Source organism: Flavobacterium aquidurense (assembly GCF_001404985.1).
Classification (GTDB): domain Bacteria; phylum Bacteroidota; class Bacteroidia; order Flavobacteriales; family Flavobacteriaceae; genus Flavobacterium; species Flavobacterium aquidurense_B.
Map to the genome: position 1 here is coordinate 38,778 of NZ_JRLF01000009.1, position 11,430 is coordinate 50,207.

An 11,430-nucleotide genomic window follows, 5' to 3' on the forward strand; every position below is an offset into this window, starting at 1 on the left:
GGCAAAATTACGTTTTTAGAATTGAACAACGCAACTTCGCCTTTTAAAATTGAAAAACAGATCCTAAAATTGACTCGTTTACCAAACAATTTCAGCTAATATCTCATTTTCTTTAATTTTTCCTAACTGAATTGTTTTTAAAGTTTTTGTGGTTTTTCCCGCTCTTGTAGTATAAATTTCCACCATAATTGTAGCAGGACCATTTTGAGTAAGCTCAGTTTCGCCAAAATAATTGGTTTTAATTTGATATTTTCCTTTAATCGCATTTCTGATTAAATATTGTTCTGGACCGTAACCTTGTGTAAAATCTTTAGAGAATCTTGCGCCGGCTTGTGTGTCTTTATGTCCATAATAACATTCTTCTCCATTTGGCTCCATAATATGCAAATCAAGATCAACATCCATTAAATTCCAATTCATAATTATTCTAATATCAACTGGCATTTTCTCCAAATATTTTTTATCGAGTTTGTCTGTTTTCAAACCTTTATGTTCAATAGTCAGGCGGTTAATATCCATTAAAATAATATCTTCAACACCTTCATATTGTCCGCTCATTTCTCCGTAATAGTTTACTTCTAAGGCTTTAATCAATTGGTCAAAAGCTTCCTGATACTTTCCTGCATCTTCAAGAGCTAATGCATAATCTCTTAAACTTTGTGGCTCATGCGCTCTCCATTTTGCAATTTGCCTTGCAGTAAACTCAGCATCATCATAAGCTTTCCATTGTCGTAAAGTATAAGTAAGTGTTTTATAAAGCTGATGATTTTCTAAACCTAAATCTGCAATATTGCTAATGATTTGCAATGCTCTTTTTACATCGCCCTGATTATAGAAAAAATGTGCTACATCAAAATAAAAGCTTGGGTTGTTTTCTTGTCCGTTTCTTAATTCAAAATACAATTCGTATTGTTTTTCTTTTGGTGCTTTTGCTAAAGCTTTAAGATATAATCGATCCGGATTCCAGGTTTTAGTCTGATTTTCGATTGCCTGAGAATCCTTGTTTTCTACAATAAAATCTTTTTTAGAATCTTCATTCGATAAAGTTTCCTTATTTAAAGATTTATCAGCTTCAGTCGCTTGACTTACTTGAACTCCCGCAACTTTTCCGGCAAGTGCTTGAGATACATTAGTATTTTTCGAAATACTTTCAGACGAGATTGTTTGCACAGAATAAGAAACATCAGATTTTTTAACTGTTCCATAACCAACAACGACAACTTCTTTCAACTCAGATTCTGCTTTTTTTTCTGAGCTGTCTAAAGTCATTTCAGAAGCTCTTGCCGATACCGGCGCAACAAATTTAACCTGATCTGCTACAGGACTTGATTTCGCTTCTTCGACTATAGATAATACTGGTCCTGAACCAACAGGCTCATCAATTGTAAGCACAGCATTGGCATCGCCTTTTATGGTTTCAGATCCTCTGCGAAAGTTTTTCTTAGATTTTGGTAAAACTTTTGGAGCTGAATATTTAAGATCTTTTTTCCACCAATGATTTAAATCTTCAAAATAACTTTGGATACTTTCCCAGTTATTCTTTTGTTGTGCGAGATTATTATTCTGTTCCTGTTTTTTAATTCGGTCAAATTCCGCACGTAATTCTGCTGGCGGAATAATATCATAAGAGATATAATCTCGAATATCTTCCAGAACGATCAATGATGTATTTTTGGTTATGATTCCGTATTTTTTACCCAGAAGTTCAATCTCATCAGCATTTTTAGCGTATTGAAAATCAAGATTCGCTATTTTTTTCTGTGCCCAAAGTTTTTCAATATTAATATCATTTGTACTTTGAATACTTGCATCCAGCGTTATTTTTCGCTCTAAAACAGCTTCGTTATTATAACCAAATAACAACGTAATTTCATTTTTAGGATTTAATGAAATCCCTGAAAAACTAAAACTACCAGAAACTGAAGTTCCTTCGATTGGATATAAATCAGTTACTGTATAATTATCTTTTATTCCTAAAAATTTCAGGGTCGTATTCATCAATTTATCCAACGCATTTTCCTGATTTATCTGGTTTAAGTTGATCAAATTAGCGCCAGTTTGCATCGAAGAATAATTAAGGAAAGAAAAATCAGCAGAAACAGATGACGTAATCGTATAAATTGGCTTTTTAGTTTTTGGTAAAACATTGTCACTTAAAGAAGATAAACCATCAGAGAAAAACAAAAATTCATCGTGAGCTAAAAGGTTGATTTTAGAAAATCTAGTTCCTCCATCATATTTAGTATTTTCTAAAATAGCTTTTAATGCATTCCAGTTTCCATTAGTAATTATATATTCATTTTGTTTTTCGAAAGTGTAATTCAAAAAGTACAAAGTGACTTTCGTATTTTTTATTTTTTGAAAATAAGCATCAAGCAAAGCCAATTCTTTTTTCAAATCACGTGTTTTGCAACTCAAAGAATTATCCCAAATCAAGCCAATTGAAACTGGTGTTTTTTTGGTGATTTTATTTCCTTCGACAAAAGTATTTCCATAAAAATAATGCTGACCGCCAACATCCTGCATAATTACGCTTGGAATATTTTGCTGAATTGGAATTTTAAAAACTAATTTTTCAGATGGCTGATAGTTTTCTTTTTTTATGGAAGTCTGAAAAGATTGATTCCATTTTGAAAAAGCAATTTCACTACCGGAATTCTCCGCAATAGTTGGCGTTGTCGCAGTTCCTAAAACCGAAACATTTATTTCAAACTGATCCAGTTTTTTAGGATAACGACTCACTAATTGGTACGCCAGATTATCTTTATCAAATGCCGAAAGTTCTTCTTCATAGCCAATAATAACAGTTCGTTCTCCGTTTGGCATCAACGGATAAATTCTGGTTCTAAAATTATTACCATCTACCTTTTCCAACAATCCGGGATCGACACGACGATGTTCGATGGCTTCAAAAACCTGTTTGCCTTTATTTTTATTTACAGGAACTGCTTCTCTCATTTTTCCATTAATATCAATTGCATATCTTGAAACCGAAACATTTTCTGGTAACGGAAAAATAAGTTCTGCTTCCATCTGGCGTGTTCCTGAATTAAAAAAATGCATTTCGGCAGTTGTATACGCAATATTCCCAACCACTTTTACATTGACAATTAATTTATTCATCCTTACTTTTTCAGCATCTTCCCCTTTTACCGTAAGTTCCGGACTTTGTGCGAAGGATTTTGTTCCTAAAAACAATAACATATAAAATAACACTTTCAAGTTTACTTGAAAAATTCCTGGCTGAGATAAACGTCTTTTTAATTTCATAACACGAGAGTTAAGTTTGTATATAACTATAGAGCATATAAAATCTAAAAAGGTTGGAATGGGTTATAAAAAAATTTAAACTATATAAGCTATATAAGAAAATATTAGCCTAAGATTGAGATTAAAGCTGTTCTATATAGATTTAACTTATATAGGTTATAACCAAAAAAAATCTCCAACACTTCTTTTACAAAGTGCCGGAGATTCTTAAAAAAAACAATCTATTTTCAAATAATGCTATAAGAAAATTTTAAAATAGTTTTAATAAAACTTAAATTAACTTATATCACTTAATAGGGTTTAGAAAATTATGCGTTGAAAATTTTCTCCTGGTGACCAATACTTTCCTGGTGAATCGCTTTGAACATTTTTAAAACAAATTCTTCAGAAAGTCCTTTTTTCTCTCCTTCAAGAATCATTTTTCCTAAAATTTCGTTCCAACGGTTATTTTGAAGAATCGCTACGTTTGCATCTTTTTTCACCTGACCAATTTCGTCGGCTACTTTCATACGTTTTCCTAACATCTCTAATAAGTTAGCATCAAGTACATCGATGTTCGCTCTTAATTTTGTCATTTTATTGCTGTACTCATCTGTAGTATCATCTGTTTTTCTGATCGTCAAATCTTTAATGATTTGTTTCAAAGCATCAGGAGTAACTTGTTGGGCAGCATCAGACCAAGCATTGTCCGGATCGTAGTGCGTTTCGATAATCATACCATCGTAATTCAAATCTAAAGCCTCTTGAGTTACTTCAAAAATCATTTTACGATCTCCTGTAATATGAGATGGATCGATGATTAATGGTAAATCAGGGAATTTATTTTGTAATTCGATAGCAATTTGCCATTCCGGAATGTTTCTGTATTTTGTTTTTTCGTAAGTCGAGAAACCTCTGTGAATAACTCCTAATTTCTCGATTCCAGCCATATGTAAACGCTCAACACCACCTAACCATAAAGCTAAATCAGGGTTTACAGGGTTTTTAACTAAAACGATTTTATCAGTTCCTTTCAACGTATCAGCAATTTCCTGAACAGCAAAAGGGTTTGCAGTTGTACGGGCACCAACCCATAAAACGTCGATATCATGTTCTAAAGCCAGTTTACAATGCGCTGCAGTTGCAACTTCAGTTCCCATTAATAAACCAGTTTCTTTCTTAGCTTTTTGCAACCATTTTAAACCAATTTCTCCAACACCTTCAAATCCTCCCGGACGAGTTCTTGGTTTCCAGATTCCTGCTCTGAACACACTAACTTTTGAATCTTTCAATTCATGAGCAATTTTCAATACTTGATCTTCTGTTTCTGCACTACATGGTCCTGCTATCACAAGTGGGTGATTTAAATTGAAATCTTCTAACCACTTTCTCATTTCTTTCTTATTTTCCATCTTAATTTTTAGTTTATTTTTATTTTTTAATTGTTAATCCGTTTAATATTTCTTTGATTTTATTCGTGCTTTCCATTTCTTCAAAAATGGCATTGTAATTTTCATCTTTCAACAAATCCCTAAACCGACTGAGATTTGAGATATATTCTTCTAATGTTTCAATAACGTGTTCTTTGTTCTGCTTAAAAATCGGTGTCCACATTGCCGGCGAACTTTTGGCTAAACGAACAGTACTTTCAAATCCACTTCCCGCCATATCAAAAATATCCTGTTCGTCTTTTTCCTTATTCATTACCGTTTTCCCAAGCATAAACGAGCTAATGTGCGACAAATGCGAAACGTAAGCAATATGTTTATCGTGCGAAGTTGGATCCATATATCGAATCCTCATTCCTATTTCGCTAAAAAGCTTTAACGCCTTTTCCTGCAATTTAAAAGTGGTTTTTTCCACCTCACAAATTATGTTTGTCTTTCCTTTAAACAAACCTCTTATCGCTGCCGAAGGTCCTGAGAACTCCGTTCCTGCTATCGGATGCGTTGCAATAAAATTTCTTCTTTTTGGGTGACTGGCAACAGCATCACAAATTGGCTTTTTAGTCGAACCTACTTCAAAAACAATCGTTTTATCACCAACTAAATCCAGCACTTTTGGCAAAACTACCAATGCAACATCTACAGGAACCGAAACAATTACAAAATCAGCTTCTGCCAATTCTTCAAAACTTCCTGCCTGATCAATAACACCTAGATCAATTGCTTCCTGCAGGTGTTTTTCGTTATTATCAATCCCAAAAATAGTTGCATCAGGATGTTGGTCTTTGATGTCCAGCACCATCGAACCGCCTATTAACCCTATTCCTATTACGTATACTTTCATATTTCTTTTTATTAGAAGCTATTTCCTGCTATCCGTTTCAATCTTTACCGCCGAACCCCGGCGCAAAAGGATTTCCACTTCTATCAGGGCTACGGCTTCTCGTTTTTTCAAGATCTTTATTTTTTTCTTATCACCCAGACAAACTATACCAAAAAATATAAAATCTTGACTCTTTACTCTTTGCTCTTGCTTCTAAAATCTATCAATCGCTTCTTGTACTTTTTCTTCTTTTACACACAACGAGAATCGTATATAACCTTCGCCGTTGCTTCCAAAAATGGTTCCCGGTGTGATGAAAATGTGTTTCTCGTATAATATTTCGTCAATGAACTTTTCTGATGATTCAATTCCTTCCGGCAATTTTGCCCAGACAAAAAGTCCAACGCCTTCTTTATAAACTTTGCAGCCTAATTTTTCTGCTAATTTTTCAGTTAATTCTCTGCGGCGTCTGTAAATCTTATTTTGATCTTCGAACCATGATTTATCGCAATTCAATGCTGCAACTGCACCTTTCTGGATTCCGTAGAACATTCCGCTGTCCATGTTGCTTTTTACTTTTAAGACTGCATCGATAATTTCAGGATTCCCTAAAACCATCCCAACTCTCCAGCCTGCCATGTTGAATGTCTTACTAAGTGAATTCAATTCTAAAGCCACATCTTTCGCTCCTTCAACCTGCAATAAACTCATTGGGTTATCATTCAAAACAAAACTATACGGATTGTCGTTGACCAATAATATATTGTGTTTTTTAGCAAAAGCAACTAATTTTTCAAATAACGCTAAACTTCCTCTTGCTCCTGTTGGCATGTGCGGATATCCCAGCCACATAATTTTCACTTTCTCCAGCTCTAATTTCTCTAAAGCTTCAAAATCCGGTTCCCATGCATTTGCTTCTTTCAAGTCATAATAAACAGGAACTGCTCCAACCAAATTAGTTACCGACGTATACGTTGGATAACCCGGATTCGGAATCAAAACGTGATCACCTTCATTTAAAAAAGCCAACGAAATGTGCATGATTCCTTCTTTCGAACCCATCAAAGGCAAAATTTCATTATTAGGGTTCAACTCAACACCAAACTGATTGTGATAAAAATCTGCCATCCCTTTTCTCAATTCCGGTAATCCCTGATAGCTCTGATAACCATGCCCGTTTTCATCTTGAATTGCTGCGGCAACCGCTTCAATTACTGCTTTCGACGGACTCAAATCTGGGCTTCCAATTCCCATATTGATGATAGATTTTCCTTCAGACTGCAGTTGACGAACTTCTCTTAATTTTGATGAGAAGTAGTATTCTTCAACTGTATCTAATCTTTTTGCTGTTGTAATCATTTCTATTTTTTATTAAAAAATGCTTTAGGCTTTAGGCCGTAAGCTTTATGCTTTCTTTTTAGACTTTTTGACTTTCGACTTTCTAACTTTAAGACTGACTTAAAGGTTTAGTATTTTTATATTCTCCCAAAACCTTTAAATACTCTGCCATTATATTTAATAGTGATTTAGCTTTTGCAAAATCTTCATATTTCTCGAATGTCACATCTACGAAAAATGAATATTTCCAAGGTGTTTCGATTTTTGGAAGCGATTGAATTTTTGTCAAATTCAGTTTGCAATCGCTCATTACATTCAAAACTGCTGCTAAACTTCCTCTTTTGTGATCTAATTCAAATTTGATAGAAGCTCTGTTGATTTCGTTTTCGGGCAAAAATGAATTTTGTTTTTTAATGATTACAAAACGAGTCATATTGTTTTTGATCGTTTGAATTTCCGGAGCCAGAATTTCTAAATTATACATTTCTGAAGCTACTTTACTTCCAATCGCTGCAATTCCACTTAATTGTTTCTCCTGAATTCTTCTTGCCGTTTCAGCCGTATCCTTATCTTCAACCAACTTAATATTTGGATATTGTTTTAAGAAATCCATACATTGCAAAATTGCCATTGGGTGTGAATGAACTTCTTTTATATCCTCAATTCTCTGACCTTTCAATGCCATTAAATTTTGGTGGATACTTAAATAATGTTCTCCAATTATGTGCAAATTGTTCTTGTCAATCAAAGCATAATTTGGAATAATTGGCCCTGCAATCGAATTTTCTATTGCCATAACTGCCTGATCAGATTTTCCTGAAAGCAGGCTGTCAACCAATTCTTCAAAAGACAAACACTCATCAATAGTCACATTTTCAGAGAAATACTCTTTCACTACCTGATGATGAAAAGAACCTTTTATACCTTGTATTGCAATTTTAGTTGTCATATATTCAAAAAAAAATCCTGATTTTCATCAGGATTGTATATTAGTTTTATTTGTCTTTTTTAATTTTCTCAAATAACCATAGCACAATCCTCACTTCTACTAAAGAAGAAATAAAAAGAGTTGCTAAAATAAAAACGGTTATTAGACATTTTGTTTGTGTTTTTCAATAAATTCTCTGCGAATGTATAAATTAATTTCAGTGCACCAAAAAAAATATTGCATTTTATGAAACAAAAAAGGATTTCTTAACAAATTTAGCAGGTTTTGTATGATAATATAAAAATATTGGTTTAAAATAAGATATTTATAATGAGATTCTGAGGTCCTAAGTTGCTGAGATGCTAAGTTTTTTCGCCACGAATTCACGAATTAGCTCGAATCTTTGTGATCATTTAATTCATATTTTCAAAAATTCTAAATAAATAATTCGTGAATTCGTGGCTATCTATTCTCAAAACAACCCCGAAACCGGCTGATTTTTAATACCAATTTTAGAATAATCGAAATTCATTTTTTCTTTTAATAAAGATGCATAGACACTTCTAAAATCGGTTTCGTATTTTAAATCGCCATTATCCAGGTTCGCTAGATCCGGATTGTGTCCTAAAATAGTTCCTTTGTTATTTCCTCCTATTATAAACATTGGCGCAGCAGTTCCGTGATCTGTTCCGTTTCCGTTGTCTTTTACTCGTCGCCCAAACTCTGAAAACACTACGATAGTAACATTTTGAAGCAATTGGGCTTGTTTTAAATCCTGATAAAAACTGTACAAGGCATCATTTAAATCGGCTAATTTTTTCTCGTGAATGGCGAGTTGATTGTCATGTGTATCAAATCCGCCAAGCGAAGTATAATATATTTTCGAATTCAGATTCCCTTTAATCAATCGTCCAATCCATTCCAGATTTTTAGATAAGTCAGTTTTAGGATAAGTGATTTCTGATTTTGATTTCGCCAATGCTTTCTGAATTTCATCTGATCCTTCGGTAACGGAATTGGCAATTTTTCGAACAAAATCTAATTGCGGATTATCGGATAAGGTTACATTTTCTTCTTTATCTGATTTTACTTTGAATCGATTTGGGTCTTTTACCGTGATCGAATTAGGTTCTAATCCTTTTAATGCGAGATTATCAATCGAATCGATATTGATTCCTGCCGTTGCCTGATGTCCGTTGCATTGCAAATCCAGATAACGCCCTAACCAGCCTTCATTAATATATTTATTAGAATCTGTTGCGGTTTGCCAAATTTCCTGACTGCGAAAATGCGACCGAATTGGTTCCGGATATCCCACATTCTGAATTACGGTTAAATCTCCGTTTTGCTGCATTTGAGCAAAATCTTTTAACGAAGGATGAAAAGCCATTCCTTTATTCTTACTGATAACCAAATCTTTATTTAAGGCAATTTTAGTTCGAAGATCATAATACAATGGATTATCGTACGGAATAAAAGTGTTTAAACCATCGTTTCCGCCATTCAACTGTACAAATACAATACATTGCTCGCCGATTACTAAATTATTTTGCGAACCAAATGCATGTAAAAAATCAGGAAGCACCAGCATTCCGCCAGTAAAAGTTCCTGTAAGCGTTAGAAAATTCCTTCTGTTCATAGCTGTAACTTTCTAGATTAATTGATATTCGGGTAGTTTCGTGATATAATCAAAAAGTCGTATTACGGCAAAATTGGCGTGGGCTTCTTTAGGGTCGAAATCGTATTTCAGTAAATTCTCCATGTCTTTTTGCATCGAATCATTTACTTTAAATAATAATCTCTTTGATAATTCGGTGATGATGGTTTTATTATTTCCGTTAGGATCAAAGTCGATTTTAATGTCTATTTTCTCTACTTCTGTTTTTGGTTTTTCAGTATCCGAAGTCATCGTATTCAGTATTTTTCTGGTAATGCTTCTTCCGCTGCAAAGCAAATCTGAGGTATTGTTGCGCTGTAAATAAATTTGTGAAGTCAGCCAGGAATTCCCACCGTCCCAACCTTTTACATTTACCTGATTGTACAAATCCATTCCTTGTTGTTTCAGAAAATAAAGAATCATACCATCATCAAGATCGTCGATATGTAATTCATCTAAAAGCTGTAAAATATAAACCAGCGGATCTTTGATTTTCGTTCCTGAGGTTTCTTTTTTATATTCTTCGGTAAAAATTTTGGTTAATAAAGGCTGTATTTCGAACTTTACTTTTCTGAAATAATCGCCGTAATAGGTTACTAATTCTTCTGAAGGATTATCGTAAATAAACCATTTTAGAATTTTTCGGGTAATGAGATATGGAATATTTTTTTGCTCAAAAATAATATCAACCAAATCATCTGAATTCCAGTTTCCGGTTTTACCGAAGTAGGTTTTATTGGTATTATCCTGCGCCAGGCTTCTATACATTGCGCCATCGTCTCCGTAATTTAATCCGGCCAAAGCTCTTGCGCCTTCTTTGATGTCATTTTCAGAATAATTTCCGATCCCGATTGTGAATAATTCGAGTAATTCCCGACTTAGATTTTCGTTGTACTTTCCTTTTTTGTTATCGACATTGTCCAGGTATTTGACCATTGCATTCGATTTTACGATTTCCTTGGTCAGTTTTTTGAAATTCCCAAATGCATTTTCTCGCAAAATCATATTGTGCTGATAAATCCAGTAATTGACTTTTACTTTTTGAGTTGTAGAAACGAAATGATTATGCCAGAAACAAACCATATTTTCGCGTAACGGAAATTCATCGTTTCGCATTTTGCCAATCCACCATTTTTTTAGCTCAACTGATGAATAAATTTCCTGCTTGAGAATTTTCTTTTTTGCTTCTGAATCGGCAGTTTTTATCGCTTCTCGCAGCTCTTTGAGTTCGATTAATGTTTTGGGATCGTCATTTAAAAAAGTGGGGAGTTGTGTATCGAATTTTGAATCATAGGAATGTTTTAGAAATTTTTCTAATCCTAATTTTTCTATTGCATCGGATTCTTTTCCGGAAAAACCCAATCGTAAGGACCAAAGATTGCTTTTTTTCATAATTCAGAAATTATTACAATAAGACTTGACTTTCTCTTAAAGGTTTAAAGAGAAGGTTCTGAGTTTCTTAGTTACTAAGGGACTAAGTTTTAAAATCTTTGGTAATAATTAGAACGATGTTTTCTTCTCAATATTGTCATTCCGAGGAACGAGAAATCTTCACAAGAAACTCCACATGCATTGGCGCAAAAAAACATCATCAATAAATAAAGAAAATTCTTTCTTTATTTTTCTTCTCTAATAAATCAGAAATAGTAATTTAGCAAAATGCAATTATTAGAAGGCTATCATACTTATTATATCTACATTATAACAAACAGATCAAAAACTGTTTTCTATACTGGAGTAACAAATAACTTAAAAACTCGTTTAAATCAGCACAAAGAAAATATTATAGCCGGAAATAAAAGTTTTGCTTCAAAATATAAAATTGAATTTTTGTTATATTATGAAAAATTTACCTGGATTCAAGAAGCAATTAGTCGTGAAAAAGAAATAAAAGGTTGGACTAGAAATAAAAAAATAGAGTTAATCAAAACTATTAATCTAGACCTTGATTTCTTAAACTATTTATTCGTTTAAATCACTAATTTTCTTC

Annotated in this window: 8 protein-coding genes; 1 reads left to right on the forward strand and 7 read right to left on the reverse strand. The window is 33.3% G+C overall.

Annotated elements, in window-relative coordinates; all coding sequences use genetic code 11:
• Positions 1 to 78: 78 nt before the first annotated feature.
• The 7 genes from RC62_RS06195 to RC62_RS06225 all read right to left on the reverse strand — a co-directional run bounded on the left by RC62_RS06195 (position 79) and on the right by RC62_RS06225 (position 10,832).
• A complete protein-coding gene (locus tag RC62_RS06195; protein ID WP_055093660.1) occupies positions 79 to 3,270 on the reverse strand; it encodes a VIT domain-containing protein in 3,192 nt (1,063 codons plus the stop codon).
• 308 nt (positions 3,271 to 3,578) lie between these two features.
• Positions 3,579 to 4,661, reverse strand: a complete 1,083-nt coding sequence (locus tag RC62_RS06200) for a bifunctional 3-deoxy-7-phosphoheptulonate synthase/chorismate mutase type II (RefSeq protein WP_055093662.1) — start codon at positions 4,659 to 4,661, stop codon at positions 3,579 to 3,581.
• 19 nt (positions 4,662 to 4,680) lie between these two features.
• The gene (locus RC62_RS06205; RefSeq protein WP_055093664.1) at positions 4,681 to 5,538 is read right to left on the reverse strand and encodes a prephenate dehydrogenase; all 858 of its coding nucleotides are present in this window, start codon (positions 5,536 to 5,538) and stop codon (positions 4,681 to 4,683) included.
• Between the two features lie 192 nt (positions 5,539 to 5,730).
• Positions 5,731 to 6,876 carry a pyridoxal phosphate-dependent aminotransferase gene (locus tag RC62_RS06210; protein ID WP_055093666.1) on the reverse strand — a complete coding sequence of 382 codons (1,146 nt, stop codon included), beginning with the start codon at positions 6,874 to 6,876 and terminating at the stop codon, positions 5,731 to 5,733.
• A gap of 88 nt (positions 6,877 to 6,964) precedes the next feature.
• Positions 6,965 to 7,804, reverse strand: coding sequence for a prephenate dehydratase (locus RC62_RS06215; protein ID WP_055093668.1), 840 nt, complete (start codon positions 7,802 to 7,804; stop codon positions 6,965 to 6,967).
• 451 nt (positions 7,805 to 8,255) lie between these two features.
• Positions 8,256 to 9,422 (reverse strand): DUF1501 domain-containing protein, encoded by a 1,167-nt coding sequence (locus RC62_RS06220; RefSeq protein WP_055093670.1) that lies wholly within the window; start codon positions 9,420 to 9,422, stop codon positions 8,256 to 8,258.
• 12 nt (positions 9,423 to 9,434) lie between these two features.
• Positions 9,435 to 10,832 (reverse strand): DUF1800 domain-containing protein, encoded by a 1,398-nt coding sequence (locus RC62_RS06225; RefSeq protein WP_055093672.1) that lies wholly within the window; start codon positions 10,830 to 10,832, stop codon positions 9,435 to 9,437.
• Between the two features lie 267 nt (positions 10,833 to 11,099).
• Here RC62_RS06225 and RC62_RS06230 point away from each other — a divergent pair, with 267 nt between their 5' ends.
• Positions 11,100 to 11,414, forward strand: coding sequence for a GIY-YIG nuclease family protein (locus RC62_RS06230; protein WP_055093674.1), 315 nt, complete (start codon positions 11,100 to 11,102; stop codon positions 11,412 to 11,414).
• The last annotated feature ends 16 nt before the right edge of the window (positions 11,415 to 11,430 follow it).

Excerpts from the sequence above, each read along its gene's own strand:
- RC62_RS06195 (WP_055093660.1), bottom strand. The coding sequence starts at position 3,270 with ATGAAATTAAAAAGACGTTTATCTCAGCCAGGAATTTTTCAAGTAAAC.
- RC62_RS06200 (WP_055093662.1), bottom strand. The coding sequence starts at position 4,661 with ATGGAAAATAAGAAAGAAATGAGAAAGTGGTTAGAAGATTTCAATTTA.
- RC62_RS06205 (WP_055093664.1), bottom strand. The coding sequence starts at position 5,538 with ATGAAAGTATACGTAATAGGAATAGGGTTAATAGGCGGTTCGATGGTG.
- RC62_RS06210 (WP_055093666.1), bottom strand. The coding sequence starts at position 6,876 with ATGATTACAACAGCAAAAAGATTAGATACAGTTGAAGAATACTACTTC.
- RC62_RS06215 (WP_055093668.1), bottom strand. The coding sequence starts at position 7,804 with ATGACAACTAAAATTGCAATACAAGGTATAAAAGGTTCTTTTCATCAT.
- RC62_RS06220 (WP_055093670.1), bottom strand. The coding sequence starts at position 9,422 with ATGAACAGAAGGAATTTTCTAACGCTTACAGGAACTTTTACTGGCGGA.
- RC62_RS06225 (WP_055093672.1), bottom strand. The coding sequence starts at position 10,832 with ATGAAAAAAAGCAATCTTTGGTCCTTACGATTGGGTTTTTCCGGAAAA.
- RC62_RS06230 (WP_055093674.1), top strand. The coding sequence starts at position 11,100 with ATGCAATTATTAGAAGGCTATCATACTTATTATATCTACATTATAACA.